A 20,602-nucleotide genomic window follows, 5' to 3' on the forward strand; every position below is an offset into this window, starting at 1 on the left:
ATAAAAACGCCTTGTAGAGCTAGACGACGCTGTAATGAAGACGAAAACTCATAAAAATTCCTTGGTAACGGTAAAAATACAAATTGACGATTTAAAACAGGAAATTGCAGATATCATTTCCAAATATCGTGTCAAGCTTAACGAGATTCGTGGGAAAATTTCTGAATTAAACGATTCTTCTATATATCTCAAGAATTTAGATGATCCCGTTTACATTAATGAACGTAGGCATCTCATATCAGAAAGAACGCAGATAATAGCTATTTTGCATGAAGCAAACGCTCTCAATGATTTGGCACAAAATATCTCCTCTAACATCATCGAAAAACGCCAAAAAATTCTAGAAAAAGTCCTACTTTACCGCACAAAATTAAATACCACCACTATCCAGCATGAATTCCATATCTTTAAGCAAGAAATAAATTCTCATCTCACAATATTTGCAAACAAAATCCGTGTTATTTTGGAGGAAAATTTCCACAACTTCCTCATCTGCATTGGCATATCTCTTGTCATATCCTATAGCCTCTATCTAGCAAGCAATATGCTATTTCCTATCCTACGAAAAAGGTCAAATGATAGCCCATCTTATGCTGATCGCCTTGTATTTTCATGTCTTTCTACGTTTTTTTCCAGCTTATCCGTTGCAATCTTTTTGTGTTCTTTTCTTATCCTTTTAAAGGGATTTGATCTACTAGAAGAAAATTTCATTTTTATTGCTAAAATCATATTCAATTTCCATTTAATTCTGAAAGCGATACTGTCCATCTTTTCTCCTTTTTCTGCAAAATGGAGACCTATCAATATTTCCAATAAATCCGCAAAACGCATATCGTTGTATCTATTCTTTCTGAGCATTATTGATATTTTTCATCGCCTATTTTTAAATGCTAATTGGGAATTCGATTCTTGCGTTATATTCATTCTTATCTCCGCAATCTTCATCGGGATAATCCTTATCGCTTTATCACTTTTAAAACCTATCTCTACTGAAAATTATGTTTCAAATAAATCTACAAAATACTATAAAATCTTAGCGGGAATTATAGGCATTATACTGATCCTCAGTTCCCTGACAGGGCATATCGGATTAGCAAGATTTCTATCGGAACAGGTTCTTTCCAGCATCACGATACTAATATTAACGTCTATTGGATATTTTGGGGGACAAAGCATTGTCCAAGAAGGCTTCTTTGCTAAAACCTTTGTAGGCAGATTGATTTCTACTCAATTTCAATTAACAGAAAACAAGATCCGTAAAATCGGCATAGCTGTAGGATGGAGCACAAAACTATCAGCGATAGCGATTGGCTTATCCTCTATTCTACAATCCTCGGGATTTAGCCTTGATGATCAGAAAAGCATACTCTACAAATTGCTTGTCACAATTCATATTGGAAATGTTGAAATTTCTCTTCTCAATATTTCTATTGGTGTAGCTGTCTTTTTGCTCGGATTATTTTTTACAAAGCGAATTCAGCTATGGGTAGAGAAAAATATCATACCACCTGATGGGACACTTGATATTGGTATACGCAATTCTATAAAAATGGGAATCGTTTACATTGGCTATTCCATCGCAGCAATTGTAGGAATGATGGTTGTTGGAATAGATCTTTCCAGCTTTGCTCTAGTGGCCTCAGCATTGTCTCTTGGAATTGGTTTTGGTCTCCAAAACATTGTTTCAAATTTTGTTTCTGGTATCATTCTCCTTGTAGGAAGACCTTTTAAAGTCGGAGATTGGATTACGTCTGGATCAGCAGAAGGAATAGTGCGTTACATTTCAGTGCGCGCTACAGAAATAGAAACTTTTCAAAAACAATCCGTAATAGTGCCGAACTCACAACTCATTAATGCTACTCTTGGAAACTGGACCCTTCGAAACAAGATTGGACGCATTGATATATCAATATCAGTTTTAGAGACAGCAGATCCCCAAAGAGTAATAGAAATCATGGAAACAACAGCCGAAGAAATTCCTCTAATTCTTAGAAAACCTCCACCTTCGATTGTTTTTTCCAATATTCAAAATCGAAAACTGATATTCGAATTGCACGCCTATATTCCCGACATACTTTCTGCAACGAAAACACGCAATGAAATACGTTTGTCCTTAATTAAAAATCTTCGAAAAGAAAACTTATTGCCATAAATTATCGCGATACATGATCCACGAATCTCTTCAAAAAAAATATCCAAAATTTCTGCATGAACCACATAAGTACTCTATATTTTTCTTAATGAAAGCAGTACGCAAAACCAAACTGTTAGTCGATATGACATAATAAGGAAATGAGACGTTAAACATGTCAAAATTTCGATACTCGCATCTGTCTCATGAGACCAGCAGACACGAAAGAAAAGTGTCGTATTTTAGGGAAGACGGCAAATAGAGTACGGATTCCAGAAAAATACGGAACAAAGGAATTTATAGAAGCTTACTCTCGTGCCCTTGCTGAATGCGTTATACCAAAATAAGCACGGATAAGAGAGGAAATACTTAAATGGCTCATCAGCCAATACAAGCCAAGTCATCATTTTCAATCAGTAAGTGCTGGCACGAAGAAAGAACGCAATAGCTCTTTTTAAAACACCTCATAAAAGAGTCTGGAGATATTCCTTTCTCTAAGATTACACGCAAACATATACAAAATGCAGCGGATCGTAGAACATATTAACCATTGGTGGCAATGTTTTTGAACACCCTTTCCCTTTCTATGGGCGGATAATAACGGAATTGTTGCCAAAATCCAGTTATCGGTATTCTACATAGCAATACCTTTGCGTCTTTCTTCTTCTGCTCTTTCAATCCTTGGACAAAAGCAATTGAAAGAAATTCATCTCGTGTATTAATCCTCCCCCCCAGCCACAGCAGGACCAGCTCCATCAACGGTCATATCTTCTGCGATTTTTCCTATAAACTAAGGGATATATCCTATATCTCTAGAATCTATTTATTTCAAAATATGGTCACGATAATTCCAACAGAGACAATGTAATCATTAAATATAGCGAGCTAATAATGGAGTTTAATAGAATTAATGTTTTCTCATTTATCTCCCAAATGAGGCGATATTTTACAAACAATCTAAAAAGCGAACTGCTGTTGATTTCCAATAGAAAAACCCACATTACTTCGTCTGAACAGGCATCGCAAATCCAAATAGATAAATTATTATTAAAGGCTAAGTTAAACGTACCGCAAAAAATAAAGATTCCAACTTAAAAAAACCACAATGAATAAAATCTCTCTTTCTGCAAAAGATCCTCCTATAAGGCGATACCACAAGAAGAATTATCTTATAATCTCGGAAAATTCCCAAAAATGATACTTTTGGAAATAAGACATAAAATCTTTAAATATTTACTCTGGAAAGTATAGGTTTATCAATATATAGGAGATCCCTTAACTGATGAGAGCGACCCTGTACCAAACTCGCAATAGAATGCCGTGTTAAAACTTCAAAAAAAGCATTCAATGCTTTTTTTAAAACGGAATTCAAGCCACAACTATCCACCAAAGGACAACTTATATCCCCTTTCTCAAAACATTCAGCCATGTAAAAGGATTCTTCTGTTACTTTAACGACATCCAAAACAGTGATTTGGTCGGCTGAGCGACGAAGCCGTATCCCTCCATTCCTTCCACGTACAGTTTCAATAATACCAGCCTTCGTAAGAGGTTGTAAAATTTTAGACAAAAAAAGTTTCGATACACCATAAGAATCAGAAATCTGAGAAATACGACTAAGACGCCCTTCATTGACAGCACAATACATCAAAATACGTATCCCATAATTAGTCTGCTTAGTTAAACGCACCTTTTTCTCCACTCTTATCCTTATTGAGAATATTCATTTGCAAAAAACGAGTCAATCAATGACACATATCCCCTCCCTAAAAATTGGGAGGGGATATGTGTCATTACTTAAATCAAACATGCAAAAAACAAGGAAAACCAATATACCATCCCAACAATTACCTTGCAGAGATTTCAAAAAGGAAGGGACGATTATTTATCTTCCCTTCCTGCTATACCTTATCAAACAATAACAAAGACTTTATGCAGCAAAAGACTTGGTCTTTTCAGGAACTGCCTTTTGTCCTTCAAGGATTTTTGCCTTTTCCAAAGACGGTACAATCTCAATACGACGCGGTTTCATCTTCTCTGGCACACTACGGAGAAGCTCTAAATGCAAAAGACCATTTTGCAAAGACGCAGATGTAACTTCTACAAAATCAGCAAGCTGAAAACGACGCTCAAAAGCTCTCTTCGCTATACCACGATGAAGGTATTCTACTGTCTCTTTATCTTCTGATTGTTTCTCTCCTTTTATGATCAACATGCTAGAATCAACTTCTATATTAAGATCAGAAGCATCAAATCCAGCAACAGCTAATATTATTCTATAAGCATTATCACCGATACGCTCTATATCATAAGGGGGATAAGAGGAAGCCTGCTCAGGCCTTCCCAAACCATCCAACATAGAAAAAATAGGCTCATACCCAACGGTAGAACTATAAAATGGGGAAAAATTCACACGCATAATGGTCCTCCTTTTATGAAGCAACTTTTTAAATCAATCCACCTCATAAAAATTCCCAGAGGCGGAGACTGAAGATCCTTTAAGGCATCCACAACAGTTACATAGTAAAGGACTTTGAAATTTTCAAGGGATTATAATAACCTCTTCGCACAAAAATTATCACAAAAAATCAACGCCTATCTCTGGGAAACCTGCTCTTTCTTAAACACCATAGAAATTCCAATGTTAGTACTCAACTTACTGCAAAATCATCTAAAAATGTTTTTCTTCCGAGACAATATCTTCTATTTTGAGATGTTTTGCTATCAAAAAGCATAACTTATGTGCCACCTCTTTCTTCAGTAATTTTGGCCATTTTTCTATACCTTCAGGAGAAACAATACTCACTTGATTGTACTCTTCTCCTATAAATCCTGTTTTTGGCAAAACAGAATTAGCGACAATAAAATTTGCTCCCTTGTGAGATAACTTTTCCTGTGCATTTTCTTCAAGATGTTGGGTCTCTGCAGCAAATCCCACCACGACAGATGGACGACATTTGTGATGTCCTATTGACTTCAATATGTCGGGATTTTCTATAAGATTTAATCTCAGGATCCCGTCACTATTTCGCCGTTTAATTTTTGTTTTTGCTATTTCTGGCAATCTCCAATCTGAAACTGCAGATACCATGACAGCGATATCTACAGGTAGCGTTGTTAATACCTCTCGAAACATCTCCTCCGTTCTTTCAATACGAATAGTCTTAACATTCGGAGGATCTGCAAGCGATACAGGACCCGAAATAAGCGTAACGTCTGCCCCAAAATGTGCTAAGGATTCAGCAATAGCGTGTCCCTGACGCCCTGTAGAACGATTGGTAATATACCGCACAGGATCCAACGGTTCATACGTCGGACCGGAAGTAACTACAGCCCTCTTCCCTGTCAAAAATAGATTTTCTTCTCTGCCTAATAACCGTGTTATACAAGCGATAATATCAAGGGGTTCGGACATTCGTCCCAAGCCTATTTCATCATTTTCAGCCATAGCACCTTCCTCAGGCCCAACAAAAAAAATCCCATCTCTTCGCAGGATATCAACATTGCGTTGCGTCGCCGGGTTAAACCACATCGTAGGATTCATCGCTGGCGCGAGGAGAACGGGACGATCTTGTTTTGACAATATAATGGCAGATGCGAGATCGTATGCCATCCCATGTGCTATGCGAGCAATAAAATTAGCAGATGCAGGTGCCACCACCAAAAGGTCACAATCTCTTGCTAATTGAATATGATTTGTATTACTCCCAGGCTCGCACGAAAATAGCTTTGCATACACATGGCTATTCGATATAGCATTCACAAGCATAGGCGTTATAAACTTTTGTGCAGAACTCGTCAGGACAGGAATAACCACAACACCACGTTCGCACATCCGCCGAATGAGATCCAGACACTTATAGACAGCAATGCTCCCCGACATAATCAGGACTATGCGCTTTCCAACAAGGCTCATGACCAATACCTACCTATATTTATCATAAACCAGAAACAACATAAATGAGAGCAAAAACAGCAGTCCACAAAGCCACTCTTTCCAAAAATCTGCCCGTATTTTTAGGAGATTCTCTTTTTAAACAATCAAGAAAATCTTCTCTTTCTGAAACCTCTATAAATGCCTTGGCAACTTTTTCTACTGGCACGGCGAGATTAGGAGCAGCTTGCACAAACCTCATAGCCGTTTTGATCCCGTCCCGCAAATCATACATTTGGCTTTTTGGTCCAACATGATTACGGAGCCAATCTGCCACAACGGGCTCAGATGTCACCCACATATTGAATTCTGGATCAAGCATGCGTGCAACTCCTTCTACAACAACCATGGTTTTTTGAAGCATAATCAACTCAGGACGCGCCATCATATCGAAAAGCTCTGTTATCTCAAAAAGCATTGTTAGCAATTTCCCCATGGAAATTGCTTCTGACGATTGCCCATGGATTGGTTCACCTATAGCCCTTATTGCCTGCGCAAAAGAAGCTGGGCTGTGATGAGGAGGAATATAACCCGCCTCAAAGTGAATATCCGCAACATGCTGATAATTTCGTGAAATAAAACCATATATTATTTCAGCAAGAAAACGTCGTTCCCTTTTACCTAATCTTCCCGTGATACCCATGTCTACTGCTACAATAGATCCTTTTGAATCAACGAAAAGATTTCCCGGATGCATGTCAGCATGGAAAAAACCATCTCTCAATGTATGCAATAAAAACGACTGAACAAGCGAGACAGACAAATGTTTCAAATCATTTCCAGCAGCACGCAACTGTTCCACATCGGATATTCTTATACCATCTATCCACTCCATAGTAATGACATCACGACCTGTCCGGTTCCAATCAATTGTTGGAACTCGAAAACCTTTGTCTTTTGCTGTATTTTCAGCAAGCTCCGAGAAAGCCGCTGCTTCAAGTCGCAAATCCATTTCCATTTTTGTAACATGTTCCAAAGTGTTTGTTACATCCAACAAACGCAATCTGCGCATAGAAGGGACAAATCTTCCTTGTATACGCGCAACAAGATACATAGTCTGAATATCTTGAGAAAACCGTTTCCGTATACCGGGTCTAATAATTTTTACAGCGACTTTGCGACGTCCCTTTGCGTCTTCAACAAACGCCGGATGCACCTGAGCAAGAGAAGCCGCTGCGATCGGATCATCAAAATGGCAATACAGCTCCTCAACCGGACGCCCAAGAACAGACGATACAGAGAGCTTTGCGATATCTGTAGGGAAAAAATCCATCCTATCCTGCAATAAAGAAAGGTCCTCGGAGAATCTTTTCCCAACTATATCCGGTCTCGTTGCTAAAAACTGCCCCATTTTGACGTATGATGGACCAAGTCGCCCCAAAGCACGTGCTAAACGATCACTTCTTTGAAAATTTCTCGCCTTCCGTTTCATCAATGGAAACGTAACTTTTCTTATGAAGACAACTGCTAGAGGCAAGCGATCAGGAGGCAACGATGCTAAAATACCTTCTCGCACTAAAACCCAACTTATCCGTAAAAGATCATAATATCCTCTAAAAAAAATACCCATTATTTCCTCAGAACTTCCATCCAGAATGAAGGGCTACAATACCACCAGTATAGTTTGTAAATGAAACATTAGAAAAATTTGCATCGGAGATTATCGTAGAAAAATCCTCTTGCTTAGGAAATCTCCGGATAGACTCAACCAGGTATTGATAAGGTTCATCATCCCCTGCAACCCATTTCCCTATTTGTGGAATTATTTTAAATGACCAAATATCATATATTTTTCTCAGAACGGGCTCTTCTACAGCTGAAAATTCTAATATGAGTAATTTTCCTCCATACTTAAGAACACGGTAGATCTCTTGAAGAACCGTTTTTATACGTGGCATATTGCGAATACCAAAGGCCAATGTACATGCATCAAAGCTATTGGAACTAAAAGGGAGTTTTTCAGCATCTGCTTCAACAAAAGCAATATTATCCTGAAGTCGCTCATTAAGAGCTCGCTCTTTTCCTATAGAAAGCATGGCATTGCTAATATCTGCTACAACTATTCGAGCTTTTCGATCCGAAGCTTCTGTAATACGAAAAGCAATATCACCCGTACCACCTGCCACATCCAGAACACAATACTCTGTAGACTTTCGGGGATTAAGAGATGTTACCATTGCATCCTTCCAAACCCTATGCAATCCAAAAGACATAAAATCGTTCATAGTATCATACCGGAAAGCAACTTTCGAAAAGACACTATTCACTAGATCTTGCTTGATATCAGCTGAAACTTCACGAAATCCATAAGAAGTCTCCATTTGCTTATCCGCATTAAAACGGTCTTCAACCATGTCTATTGACTCCTTACCGAATTTCTAAATATCAATGTACAAAACACAGATCATCGATATATTTTCAAAAAGAAAATTTTCCTTATAGTGATCGTATTTCTTACAATCTAATATATAAAACCTTCTTAACATCGCACTTACGATCACCTAAACTATACTTTTCAGCAGATGATTGCCAGAACCAAGAGATTGTATACGAAAATCTCAACCTTTCATACCCAAAGATTCCCGAACTTTATGAGGAGAAAATCCGATAAAACAGCTTTTATAAAAACATTTAAAAAGGATCGACAAATGCCTGAATTACCAGAAGTAGAAACAATCCGGCGTAATCTTATGCCCGTCATGAAAGACATGTCCTTAACAAAAATACACCTACATCGCACAAATTTACGTTTTGACTTCCCCCCTCATTTTTCTTCTTCGGTTGAAGGGAAAAAAATCACAAATATTTCTCGACGTGCGAAATATTTGCTTATTGAACTCGAAGGAAATCTTTCAATAATCGCTCATTTAGGCATGTCTGGTTCTTTCATAATTGAAAACCATACAGCAATTCCTCCTTCCATAAAACGAATCAAAAATCCACGCCATGATCATGTAACAATCTACCTTGAAAACAAAATCCAAAAATACCGCGTCATCTATAATGATCCTCGTCGCTTTGGATTCATGACTTTAGTGAAAACGAATTTAATAAACGAATACCCTGCCTTTATGAGACTAGGGCCAGAGCCAATAGAAAGTGCATTTAACGAAATATATTTAGCGCATCATTTTTATAAACGAAAAGGCACTCTAAAGAATGCACTGCTCAACCAAAAAATAGTAGCTGGTCTTGGAAATATTTATGCCTGTGAAGCACTATGGCGTGCTGGTCTATCTCCGATGAGAAAAACAGGAAGCTTAGTAAAAGAAAACGGCTTACCAAATTCAAAACTTCCTATACTCATTCGGGCAATCCGATCTGTCCTTGTCGACGCAATCAATGCTGGAGGATCATCCTTGCGTGATTATGTCCATATAGATGGTTCAACAGGCTATTTTCAACATTCATTTTCCGTCTATGGACGAACAGGGAAAGCATGTCCATCATATTGCGGCAATATTATACGTCGCATTGTACAGGCAGGACGATCCACTTTTTACTGCGGACATTGTCAAAAATGACTTTTGCTATCAAAAAAGGCATAGAAAGACATACAAAATAACACCGCAAGGCATGAAATCCAACTGAACGTCATATACTCAAGGCTGGCATACCAACGAATCAAATTAAAATATGTAATAAGAAAAATGATCAAAGACGACGATAAAAGTGGAGTAGTGATCTCAAAGAGTGGCAGTGCCTACCATGGATCAGGGGCTTCGTGCTTATAATGCTAAGGGTTTATAACCTTATGTCCTTTGGTCTCATTATTATTGGTGCCATGATATTTTTGATGAATATCCTTGCCATTATATCCAATTCATCACTAAATTTCTACAGAGCGTAACAACTCTGGAATGATCCATGATCATAACAACTCTTAATTGTATTCTGTCATGCATTGCCCGATCACATCAACATAAAAAACGCCTTCTTTAGAATCGTCTGTTCTTAAAAATGGCGTTATGTCGACAAGATTTTAGTTTCACGTTATATAGCTCTCCTTTGCGTTAGGTGGTTATGTTGGTGCCTTGGGGAATATGCTTATAATACACTCATCCAATACCTAGGTTTTATAATATTGACGATAATGTATTCTGTGGTTATCATGGATACGATGTTCTCTGAAATGAGAAGTACATCAGGTTTTTAATTTATTGTTTTACTTAGCACTCAAGGAAAAGAGATAAAGAAAATTGTTTCTCTATTCTGGTGCTTTTTGCTCCTTCGGGTGCGATTCTCTTGACGAAAGGCACTGAATGGCTAATACGGAATCTTCAAAGAAAATGGTTCGCAAGATTGCTCGTCGCACCTTGATCAATAAAAGTCGACGCTCTTCTGTTCGATCTTTTACACGTCGTGCAAATGAAGCAATCTCTTCTGGTAATGTTGAGGAAGCTACAGAAGCTTTCAGGGTAGCACAGTCCCTTATGCAACGCGCTAAAAGCAAGGGAGTCTACCATAAAAACACAGTCTCTCGCAAAGTTTCTCGCTTATCAAAGCATCTGAAGAATATGGCTGTTTCTTCTTAGGATTTTTTCTCAAGATCCTTCTAGTAAAACCGACAAAAGGAACCACTAAGAGAAATTCTTGGCGGTTCCTTTTTCGACTTGAAGATATTGCCCTCTGACATTTTTGAGAAGAAATCATTACCCTTTTCGTCAAAAAAGCGTTTCGTAATTTCTGGAGAAATTTTCCCGTTTTCTCCTTTTGGACTGAGTCGGAGACTTTGCTTTTTATATCAGCTCTGAAGTCAATTTATAATGACAAAATACGGCTAAGTATTATCACATAAGATTCTTATCTTTTTTATTTTAATAAACATAAATTTTATTTTTGAGCTCCTTAAAGACTCACATTCTTCGAATCCTATTGATTCAAAAGAGATTCTTTCTTAAGCACACAAAATCGTAAGATCTCTTCTCAAAAGTCAATCCCTTAAAGTGCTCTTATCTCAAAAAATCTTCATTGATCTTATCAGCATATCCTGCCTAAATAGAATCGTAGCGTAATAAATCTAAAAGAGTTTTTAAGCTTTCCAAAAAGTAGGAAAGAAAGAAAATTTGCGTTTACCGATTCTTTTTATGGATTTGTAGAAAGAATTGTAAAAAAACCAATAGGGGTAAAAAATAAAATTGAGTACTTTCTTCGACTAGGCACGAGGCGTCTTGTATAGACACTCAAAGTTGTGATGTAAGATATAAAACCAACACTTCAGGTTATCGTTTTAAATCAGTGATTGTGAAAGGCGAAGAGATGGGATCCGGAGGAATATCCGCTTGTATACAAGAAGGCAATTCTGCAGTCAGAAGCGCCTCAAATATCAATACGAATACCGAATGTTTTGAAAAAGAATGTGAGTCGCTATTTCAGCAGGTGGCTTTACGCTTGAAAGATCACGTTGGACCTGATGTATATGCTAGCTGGTTCCAGAGACTTAAGTTCCGATCAGTATATCACAATATAATATACTTATCTGTTCCAACTAATTTTTTAAAAGCTTGGATTAAAAATCGCTATCTTGACACCATTACGAAGCTTTTTCAGGAAGAAAGCAATCGTATCTTGAACGTTGAGATCATTGTAAGATCTGCGGCATTAGTTCCCTCTAAGCCATCACCAATCGCCCCCATCACTCCTCCGTCTACCACAAAACCATCCCTAATTAATACGGGCAAAACATCTTCTGTAAAAGATAACCAGATGGCTAACCCATTGTTTGGATCTCCTCTTGATAGTCGGTTTACATTTTCTACCTTTATAGGCAGCGCTTCTAATCGTGTAGCGCTTGCTGCAGCTCAAACCATTTCAGAGGTAAATTCCAGTGGTTATACGGTTCGCTTTAATCCTCTTTTCATTCATGCTTCTGTTGGACTTGGAAAAACACATCTTCTACAAGCTGTCGCAAATTCTGCAATTGAAAAAAAACACAATCTGCAAGTGGCCTACTTAACCGCTGAGTATTTCATGTGGCGATTTGCTACTGCCATACGCGACAACTATGCACTTAACCTCAAGGATAACCTTCGTAATATTGATTTGCTTTTAATCGATGACATGCAATTTTTACAAGGAAAACTGATCCAGCATGAATTTTGTCACTTACTAAATTCTTTACTAGATAGCGCTAAACAAGTTGTTGTAGCGGCTGATCGTGCCCCTTCTGAATTGGAATCACTGGATCCAAGGATTCGCTCTCGTCTCCAGGGAGGGGTTACCGTAACGTTAGGTTCTCATGACTATGCGATGCGCCTTGCCATTCTCAAAAATAGACTTGAAATAACTCAAAAAGAAGATCCTAAATTTTGTATCCCCGAGGAGATCCTTGTGCACGTAGCACAAACTGTGACGACAAGTGGACGTGAATTAGATGGAGCATTCAATCAGCTTGTTTTTCGCCATTCCTTTGAACCAGTTCTCACTGTTGAAATTGTTGACGAATTACTGTCACATCTCGTCAACACTGGGGAAACCAAAAAGATGCGAATCGAAGATATACAGCGCATGGTATCAAAACACTATAATATCTCGCGCCATGATCTTTTGTCTAATCGTCGCACCCGTGCCATCGTGCGACCTCGCCAGGTTGCCATGTATCTTTCAAAAATTATGACACCGCGTTCTTTTCCAGAAATTGGTCGCCGTTTTGGAGATAGAGATCACACAACTGTCCTACATGCTGTTCGAAAGGTAGAAAAACTTCTAGAAAGCGATACAATTCTCAAAAAAGAAATTGAATTATTGAAAAGATTAATTTCGGAATAAATTCTTTTGGTCTTCTACCAATAAAATAAAACAATACTTCTTGAAAGATTATGAATAAATTTTCTTTTTCGCAATCTTTTTACCCTAGCACCTTGCTAAACCTACTCAAGAAGTTTTTGTTTTTTATTTTCTTCTTTGTATGGAATACAATTGTGGGTCTATATGCTCTCTTGAAGAAAAAAGGTTTCTCTTCCATAGTTACAGAGATTAAAAAGCTTGTTGCTGAAAGCAGAAAACCGGGATTTAGGATATCTTTTTGAGATCATTTACGGAATATGTTATCTTTTTCAATTAAGCTCAGGAACTATCAAATCGACATGAATTAGGGGGATGATCAAAAATTAGCCTTTGTTTATGTGCAAATACATTCTGTGCAACGTTTAAATAGCCCAACATCTCGATCTTTCAAGGCTTCATCAGCAACAGAGCGATCATAACTTTTGAAAGGTCTAAAATCCTTTTTACCTTTAGTGAAGTCGTCAAGAGTTCAACCTTATATTGCTAGGCGAGAAAGTAATTTATAGTTGCATCTTTTGTTTTTGATGGGAGGAGAACCCAACGCCGACTTTTATAGAAATCAGTGGCAACATATTTTTCCTCCCCTTGAATCACAGTGAGAAGATCACATATTGAGGATAGCATCCAACAACATTCCTCATTTAGAAAGTGATATCCTGATCCATCTTAATAAGAATAAAAAAGATAAAATCCGTATTTTCGCAGGAAAACAACGATATAACGAATTGGAAATGCTCGTTACCACCGTTTTATACACATATAAATTCTCAATTCCAAGAGAAATCGGGGGAGACAAGAAGAAGTTCTCCAATCACATTTTAAGATTGCGCCTAAAAGGAAATGGATTTTATGCAGAAAGCTCGGTAACTATTGCATCAAGGATCATCATTCCCGATGAAGTACACCTTAACCTTGAAGAGCCAATGCGCTCAATGAGCCCTTTTTCCTGAAGAGTTTTTTCACACTGCACATCCAAACTGCGTCCAGACAACTTTTCCCAATGATTGACGTCTATCCCTTCTTTCAACCTCATACCCATCATCAAAAATTCATCAGCTTTTTGTTCAGAACTGAGAATTTCTTTTTCAATAATGGCATTTCCATTTTTTTCTACCATATTTAACCAATTTTCAGGATGTTTCTCTACAGCAATTGCCATCCGATGAGAATCTACATCTATACGACCATGCGCTCCTGGACCTATTCCGACATAATTACCATATCGCCAGTAGGTAAGATTGTGAAAACTTTCAAAGCCAGGACGAGCATAATTAGATATCTCGTAAGAATAGAATCCATGTGCATTCATGATAGTTTGAGTCAACGTATAAAGATCCGCTGCAAGATTTTCATCAGGAAGCTCTAGAACTCCCTTTTGATGCAATTTATAGAACATCGTCCCTTGTTCAATCGTTAATTGATAAAGGGAAAGGTGATCTGTCGCATAAGAAAGTGCTTTGTTTAGCTCGGAATCCCATTCATCAATACTTTGTCCTGGACGGGCGTATATAAGATCAAAAGACATGCGTGGAAAGATATCCCTCGCTAAATTTATGGCCTCTATAGCTTCCGAAGCATCATGTGTACGTCCCAGAAATCGTAATGCCCTATCTTCAAGAGATTGTATGCCAAGAGAGACACGATTAACCCCCGCTTTCCTGTAACCAAGAAAACGATCCGCTTCTGTACTCGACGGATTGGCTTCAATGGTAATTTCAGTATCTGATGGTAAATTCCAATTTTTTCCAATACCTTCAAGGATAATAGAAATATTTCTGGGAGATACAAGCGAAGGAGTCCCCCCTCCGAAAAAAATACTGGTAACCGTTCTAGAGCCACTCAATTCCCTCATCCATGCCATCTCTGTCAAAAGGGCGCGTACGAAACGATCCTGGTCAATGACTTGACGACGCACATGACTATTAAAGTCGCAATAAGGACACTTCTTAATACAAAATGGCCAATGAATATAAATCCCTAAACTAGAGGGATTTTGTGCAAACAAATCGGATGAAAAAGATTCCTTCATGTATTCTCTATACACAAACAATTGTCAAAAAAACACTTAAACGCACGGGCTCTATGGGACAAAGGATCACTACCATTAGGATCAAAGAAATTCTTCTCGTGTTCTGTCATCTCTCCGAAAGTGCGATTGCAACCTTTTGGCTGAAAAATAGGGTCATATCCAAAACCTAATGTTCCACGCGGAGGAAAAACAATTGTTCCTTCCACTCTTCCAAAAAAATTTTCCACATGTCCATCTGGCCAAGCAATACACAAAACAGATATAAAACATGCGGAACGCAACGAAGGATCCTCTATAGACTTTACGGCAAGAGCATCTTCAATCTTTTGCATCGCCATATGAAAATCACGTTTCCCCGCAATAGTCTCAGCCCATCTAGCACTATGCACTCCTGGTTTTCCATCAAGCGCATCAACCATAAGACCGGAATCATCAGAAAGCGCTGGAATTCCCGTCATCTTAGCTGCACTTAAGGCCTTAATGATTGCATTTTCCTCAAAAGTCTCTCCTGTTTCTTCTGGAACAATGAGACTCAACTCAATAGAAGATTTCGGCAACAATCTCAACGGCAAAACAAAACCACGAATCTCATTGATCTTATCTTCATTATGACTCGCAATAACAATATCTCTCTGACTGAGTCTACGCATTAAATACGGATCCAGATATCACTTTCTTTTGCAAAGCTATCAAATCGGCAATTCTCTCTCTCGCCAAAGTCATCATAGAATAAAATCTTTCCTGGGAAAAGGAGGCGCCTTCCGCGGTTGCTTGAACTTCAACAATATCACCTGAACCAGCCATAACAAAATTAGCATCGACATCAATTTTCGAATCTTCCTCGTAATCAAGATCTACTAATGGCTGATCAGATGATATACCGCACGAAACCGCTGCTACATGATCCTTAAGGATATGCGATAATTTAATCTTACTGTTACAAGATTCCATATGTTGTATACAATCATGCAAAGCAATCCAAGCTCCAGTTATCGCTGCAGTACGTGTACCTCCATCAGCTTGAATAACATCACAGTCTATAATAATCTGACGTTCTCCCAGCGCGGCAAGATTTACAACTGCGCGCAATGATCGCCCTATAAGACGTTGAATCTCTTGCGTGCGCCCTCCTTGCTTTCCACCAACGGCTTCGCGTCTAACACGATCTCCTGTAGAACGAGGCAACATCCCATATTCTGCAGTTATCCATCCATGTCCTGTATTGCGTATCCACGCCGGCACCCTATCCTCAAGTGTAGCGGTAGTCAGCAAGTGAGTGTCACCAAATTTCACCAAACAAGACCCTTCAGCATGCTTAGAAAACCGCCGTATAAACGATATTTCTCGCATCTGATCTGTTCTTCTATCCAACAAACGCATAGTATTCCCCCCAAGAATTTCAGATATTGTATCATATTTTTAATAAAAAACATAAAAAAAACCACAAATCCCAAAATAAGCCCATTAAAATAGTATTTTCTTGTCTTTTAAATGCAAATTCATTATCCTTAAGCAGCGTTATAAGAAGGGTTATGAAATAATATGGAAACGTTACAATCTGATTCTCCTTTTTCGCTTGAAGAACGTGATCGAGAAATTTTTTGTAGAATAGTTGAGACATATTTAAAGACCGGCGAACCTTTAGGTTCGCGCAATCTTTCTCGTTTGTTGTCAACATCACTCTCTCCAGCTTCTATACGGGATGTAATGAGCGACTTAGAGCGTCTGCGCTTAATCTATGCTCCTCATGTCAGCGCTGGGCGATTGCCAACACAGCTTGGACTCCGTTTCTTCGTAGATACATTCATGCAGACACGAGAATTATCTCAAGTAGAGCGCGTGGAAATTGAAAATAAAGTCATAAATACAGATTCTAGCAAACCGCTCGAAGAAGTTATGCATGAAGTCGGCAAATTACTTTCAGAAATTTCACACGGAGCTGGATTGGTCTCTACTACCAAAAGGGATCTAATCCTTAAACATGTGGATTTCGTTCGACTTGATGCCACGAAGGCACTCGCAGTGCTTGTTGGTGAAGGAAATCAAATAGAAAATCGTATCATCAACCTCCCTTCTGGCATCACGTCTTCCCAATTAATTGAAACCGCAAATTTTTTGAATGCGCAAATAGTTGGAAAAACATTTGCATCATTTCGCAGGAGACTTGAAAAACTAAAAAATGAAGTACGTCGCGAGCTTGACGCCCTTTCTCATGATTTAGTAGAACGCGGACTTGCTGTTTGGTCTGAAGAGAAAAGTGACAAAGAGAAACCATCTCGCTTGATCGTACACGGACGTTCGAATCTCCTGAAAGGCGCAGGAGAATCTGATCTAGATCGCATACGTCTTCTTTTTGATGATTTGGAAAAAAAGGATCTCCTTATAGAGATGCTTGATCTTGCCGAAAATGGTTCTGGAGTGCGAATTTTTATCGGATCTGAAAATAAACTCTTCTCACTATCTGGATCATCTTTAGTGATTGCGGCATACCACAATGAGAAAGATAGCATCCTCGGTGCCGTTGGAGTTATCGGCCCAACTAGGCTTAATTATGCTCGCATCGTACCAATAGTAGATTACACCGCTCAACTTATGTCCAGAATGACACATATAGAAACTTAGTAATAGAGAAGTTTTTTTTAAATCATTTATTAAAATAGTTTGGCTCTAAAATTTTGATGCACCCTTATACCTCCTGCAAAGTCATGGTATAATTCTGGTTTGTTCTTCAGAGTTTTCCTAATCGAAAAAAGATATATTAAAAACGTCTATATCTTTGAGAAACTCTATGAATGCTGCTGAAAAATGCGATAACAACCTCTCTCCTTTTTCAGCAGTCGCAGCCATAGCATTACCAACGACTCCTTTTGGATTGAGATCTTTCATCATCCAACCAAAGTTATGTGATCCATACGCACGCAAATGTGTAAATTTTTGCAAAAATTCAGATTGTCGTGAAGAAAAATTTTCAGCTAAATCCATTTTTACCATATGAGGAACCAAAGCAAGCATTACACTTGTTTCTATTTCTCCTCCATGTATACCAATTGCCTGTTCTTCAAATGATATGATATCATCTGGCGTTCCAAACCTTGTCCAATGTGTCGATACTGCCAACATCGAAAAACGCATACGTGACTCCGTAGTAACAATAGATATAAGCGGTGAATTGCCACCATGCGCATTTAATATCACAAATTTACGTATTCCAAGATCTCGAATTCGACTTACAATAGATAACCAACGCTCTATAGCTTCTCTGTAAGATAGAGTCCTGGTCCCACAAGCATGCATATGCTCAACCGAATAACCAATAGGCTCTACCGGCATAAATGTAACAGGCAGTGTAGGAGGAAGTATGCGAGAAACACGCTCTACTAGACCAGAGGCAATGATAGCATCAGTATCCAGCGGTAAGTGCGGACCATGTTGTTCGTATGCCCCTAAAGGCAACACGACTATCCAATCTCTCCGTTCTACGGGATTGATAGAAAGAGGATTGTCTTCAAATCTAATCAAAGGATGCATAATCTACGTTCGTAAACACTTTCTTGCATTTAAACAATACCCATTGCTAATAGAAAATATTTTCCAAAATTTCATATTCCCGCTATCCAATTGTTTTCTATGGAACATAATTCTTCAGTATTCCTTTGGAAGTCTCATAAAGAAATTCACCTTTTATGCCTTGAAAATATAACTTCCTTTTTCATAGATCTAATACTAACGGTCATGGTGGCTGCCAGAGGATCTAAATCGGACGTCAATAAAAAAACCAATTTCCCGCAAATTACAGGATGCCAATCAAATCAATTGCGAAAATTTCTTCTCCAAAATGGTGAAGTTGAAGCGATTTTCTCTCTTATCACATTACTCTTTCATCTACAAAAAATACGAGAAAAATGACAGGCACTCTGCTCATTTCCATTATCCCTTCTTTAAATCCCAATTCTATATCAGCAGACGACATACCACAGTCAACTTCTTTTAGATGTATTGAAATATCAAGCTCTGCATTGACCCTAGCAATTACAGTGCTAAGATTAGAAAAATTGGTGTTTTCGCCTAGTTGGATCACTCCTTGTAATGGATTAAGGTGTAAAAACCCGTCTAATGCCAAAACATTAATGGCATCACGTGTCCATTTTTCCAAAACCATTATTGAAAAAAAGGAAATCCCATATGCGCCTAGGTGGACAGATCACAGCGGCTATTGAAATTCTCAACCATATTGATCTTTATAAACAACCCGTGGCAAATGCTTTAAAAGATTGGGGAATATCAAACCGTTTTGCTGGTTCTACAGATCGTGCCATTATTGGTAATATTGTTTACGACGTCCTACGAAAATATCTTTCCAGTGCCTATATAACAGATCATGATAATCCTGATGCTCTAGTTTATGCAATCATTATAAAGGAGTGGAATATCCCACTTGAGGAGCTCATCGTCTTATTGAAAGACGATCGTTTTGCAACTCCCATCCCAAAAGAATCAATACTTTCATCATTAAATTCCCGAAAATTAGAAGATGCCCCCTTTCATGTTCAAGCAAATATTCCGAAATGGCTACTACCTTCAATTCAATCAAATTTCAAATCAAATTGGCTTATCGAAATACAAGCTCTCTCTGAACGCGCACCTTTAGATTTACGTACCAATACCCTGAAAGTTAGTCGTCAAAAATTATTCCAAAATCTTCAATGCCATGGCGTACAATATTCCACAATATCTCAATTCGGACTTCGCATACCTGCAACAAACAAGACATCACGTTTACCTCATATCACAAATGGAATTTTCTTCCAGCGCGGTTGGTTTGAAGTACAAGATCAAGGCTCACAAATCGTTGCAGAACTATCAGCTATCAAAAGCGGCTCGCAAATTTTGGATTTTTGCGCTGGTAGCGGGGGAAAAACATTGGCATTATCAATGTTATTAAATAACAAAGGACAAATTCATGTCTGGGATAGAATCAAGAATCGAATAACGCCGATTGTTGAACGCATCAAACGTGCGGGGATACGTAACGTTCAAATACACAGTGCATTATCATCTTTGCTCAAACGACAAGAACATTTTACAACCGTTTTGGTTGACGCTCCCTGTTCTGGAAGCGGAACTTGGAGAAGAAGACCTGACACAAAATGGCAATTATCAATAAAAGATCTTGCAAAGATAACCATAGAGCAAGCAAAAATTATAAATGACGCATCAAAATTCGTACGACCAGGCGGTTATCTTATTTATGTTACTTGCTCTATCCTACCTGAAGAAAATATCCAGCAAATACATCAGTTTTTGACCCGCAATGCTCATTTTTACATCGATTCTGTGGTTGAAGATTGGAATACATTGTATGGACATACAAAATATCAACCAATTTTTATCGAAAATGGATGTTGCAGCCTTACACCAGCCTCAACAGATACAGATGGTTTTTTCCTCTGCAGATTGAAGCGTCATATCTAAATAAAATATTTTCATCCTGAATCACATAATTAACCAACAACTAACTCATTAACTAGCGCAGTATCTCTCATCTGAAAATTCACTCCACAATAAGGATGATATACCTCATGCTACAATTTTTCATTTCTTCCATAGCGATACAGTAGAGGGATAACCGTTATGACAAAAAATATAAAATTCCTATAGGAGATCATTTCAAAAATAACCAAAATCACAAATATGACTAGACTGAAATCTAAACATAAAATTT

Annotated in this window: 18 protein-coding genes; 7 read left to right on the forward strand and 11 right to left on the reverse strand. The window is 38.2% G+C overall.

Translation table 11 applies throughout. The features are described 5' to 3' along the window. Positions 1-34 precede the first annotated feature (34 nt). Positions 35-2,152 carry a mechanosensitive ion channel family protein gene (locus tag H0G72_RS00860; RefSeq protein ID WP_182016678.1) on the forward strand — a complete coding sequence of 706 codons (2,118 nt, stop codon included), beginning with the start codon at positions 35-37 and terminating at the stop codon, positions 2,150-2,152. A 185-nt stretch (positions 2,153-2,337) separates the two neighbouring features. Then, the gene (locus H0G72_RS00865) at positions 2,338-2,478 is read left to right on the forward strand and encodes a hypothetical protein (protein ID WP_182016680.1); all 141 of its coding nucleotides are present in this window, start codon (positions 2,338-2,340) and stop codon (positions 2,476-2,478) included. Between the two features lie 878 nt (positions 2,479-3,356). Here H0G72_RS00865 and rirA read toward each other — a convergent pair. The 5 genes from rirA to ubiE all read right to left on the reverse strand — a co-directional run bounded on the left by rirA (position 3,357) and on the right by ubiE (position 8,419). Continuing rightward, positions 3,357-3,821 carry an iron-responsive transcriptional regulator RirA gene (gene rirA, locus H0G72_RS00870; protein WP_182016682.1) on the reverse strand — a complete coding sequence of 155 codons (465 nt, stop codon included), beginning with the start codon at positions 3,819-3,821 and terminating at the stop codon, positions 3,357-3,359. Between the two features lie 240 nt (positions 3,822-4,061). Next, a complete protein-coding gene (locus H0G72_RS00875) occupies positions 4,062-4,553 on the reverse strand; it encodes an Hsp20 family protein (protein ID WP_310649467.1) in 492 nt (163 codons plus the stop codon). A 249-nt stretch (positions 4,554-4,802) separates the two neighbouring features. Further along, positions 4,803-6,047 carry a bifunctional phosphopantothenoylcysteine decarboxylase/phosphopantothenate--cysteine ligase CoaBC gene (gene coaBC, locus H0G72_RS00880; protein ID WP_182016686.1) on the reverse strand — a complete coding sequence of 415 codons (1,245 nt, stop codon included), beginning with the start codon at positions 6,045-6,047 and terminating at the stop codon, positions 4,803-4,805. A 22-nt stretch (positions 6,048-6,069) separates the two neighbouring features. Then, on the reverse strand, positions 6,070-7,635 hold the full coding sequence (gene ubiB / locus H0G72_RS00885) for a 2-polyprenylphenol 6-hydroxylase (RefSeq protein WP_182016688.1): 1,566 nt from the start codon (positions 7,633-7,635) through the stop codon (positions 6,070-6,072). A 7-nt stretch (positions 7,636-7,642) separates the two neighbouring features. Continuing rightward, on the reverse strand, positions 7,643-8,419 hold the full coding sequence (gene ubiE, locus H0G72_RS00890) for a bifunctional demethylmenaquinone methyltransferase/2-methoxy-6-polyprenyl-1,4-benzoquinol methylase UbiE (RefSeq protein ID WP_182016689.1): 777 nt from the start codon (positions 8,417-8,419) through the stop codon (positions 7,643-7,645). Between the two features lie 294 nt (positions 8,420-8,713). On the opposite strand from ubiE, the gene mutM reads away from it, so the two are divergent. From mutM to dnaA, 3 genes are all read left to right on the forward strand, one after another. After that, positions 8,714-9,589 (forward strand): bifunctional DNA-formamidopyrimidine glycosylase/DNA-(apurinic or apyrimidinic site) lyase, encoded by an 876-nt coding sequence (gene mutM / locus H0G72_RS00895; protein WP_182016719.1) that lies wholly within the window; start codon positions 8,714-8,716, stop codon positions 9,587-9,589. A 738-nt stretch (positions 9,590-10,327) separates the two neighbouring features. Beyond that, positions 10,328-10,600 carry a 30S ribosomal protein S20 gene (gene rpsT / locus H0G72_RS00900; RefSeq protein ID WP_182016691.1) on the forward strand — a complete coding sequence of 91 codons (273 nt, stop codon included), beginning with the start codon at positions 10,328-10,330 and terminating at the stop codon, positions 10,598-10,600. 724 nt (positions 10,601-11,324) lie between these two features. Beyond that, positions 11,325-12,833 carry a chromosomal replication initiator protein DnaA gene (dnaA, locus tag H0G72_RS00905; RefSeq protein WP_182016721.1) on the forward strand — a complete coding sequence of 503 codons (1,509 nt, stop codon included), beginning with the start codon at positions 11,325-11,327 and terminating at the stop codon, positions 12,831-12,833. A gap of 501 nt (positions 12,834-13,334) precedes the next feature. On the opposite strand, the gene H0G72_RS00910 is transcribed toward dnaA, so the two are convergent. The 4 genes from H0G72_RS00910 to rph form a co-directional block, all read right to left on the reverse strand. After that, positions 13,335-13,475 (reverse strand): hypothetical protein, encoded by a 141-nt coding sequence (locus H0G72_RS00910; RefSeq protein ID WP_182016693.1) that lies wholly within the window; start codon positions 13,473-13,475, stop codon positions 13,335-13,337. 223 nt (positions 13,476-13,698) lie between these two features. Further along, a complete protein-coding gene (gene hemW, locus H0G72_RS00915) occupies positions 13,699-14,880 on the reverse strand; it encodes a radical SAM family heme chaperone HemW (RefSeq protein WP_182016695.1) in 1,182 nt (393 codons plus the stop codon). Continuing rightward, the gene (gene rdgB, locus H0G72_RS00920; protein WP_182016697.1) at positions 14,877-15,530 is read right to left on the reverse strand and encodes an RdgB/HAM1 family non-canonical purine NTP pyrophosphatase; all 654 of its coding nucleotides are present in this window, start codon (positions 15,528-15,530) and stop codon (positions 14,877-14,879) included. Before rdgB ends, hemW begins: the two co-directional genes overlap by 4 nt. Further along, positions 15,523-16,260: a ribonuclease PH gene (gene rph / locus H0G72_RS00925; protein ID WP_182016699.1), complete on the reverse strand. Its 738-nt coding sequence runs from the start codon at positions 16,258-16,260 to the stop codon at positions 15,523-15,525. The genes rdgB and rph overlap by 8 nt, the downstream gene beginning before the upstream one ends. A gap of 162 nt (positions 16,261-16,422) precedes the next feature. On the opposite strand from rph, the gene hrcA reads away from it, so the two are divergent. After that, the gene (hrcA, locus tag H0G72_RS00930; RefSeq protein WP_182016701.1) at positions 16,423-17,502 is read left to right on the forward strand and encodes a heat-inducible transcriptional repressor HrcA; all 1,080 of its coding nucleotides are present in this window, start codon (positions 16,423-16,425) and stop codon (positions 17,500-17,502) included. 117 nt (positions 17,503-17,619) lie between these two features. Here the strand turns inward: hrcA and H0G72_RS00935 are convergent, their stop codons facing one another. Both H0G72_RS00935 and H0G72_RS00940 read right to left on the reverse strand, forming a co-directional pair. Next, entirely contained in the window at positions 17,620-18,411 is a 792-nt protein-coding gene (locus H0G72_RS00935; protein WP_409049302.1) for a creatininase family protein, read from the reverse strand. A gap of 334 nt (positions 18,412-18,745) precedes the next feature. Then, positions 18,746-19,033, reverse strand: coding sequence for a beta/alpha barrel domain-containing protein (locus H0G72_RS00940; protein ID WP_182016705.1), 288 nt, complete (start codon positions 19,031-19,033; stop codon positions 18,746-18,748). A gap of 29 nt (positions 19,034-19,062) precedes the next feature. Between H0G72_RS00940 and H0G72_RS00945 the strand changes: the two genes are divergently transcribed. Then, the gene (locus H0G72_RS00945; RefSeq protein ID WP_182016707.1) at positions 19,063-20,352 is read left to right on the forward strand and encodes an RsmB/NOP family class I SAM-dependent RNA methyltransferase; all 1,290 of its coding nucleotides are present in this window, start codon (positions 19,063-19,065) and stop codon (positions 20,350-20,352) included. The last annotated feature ends 250 nt before the right edge of the window (positions 20,353-20,602 follow it).

The organism is Candidatus Liberibacter sp., from assembly GCF_014048425.1.
Classification (GTDB): Bacteria; Pseudomonadota; Alphaproteobacteria; order Rhizobiales; family Rhizobiaceae; genus Liberibacter.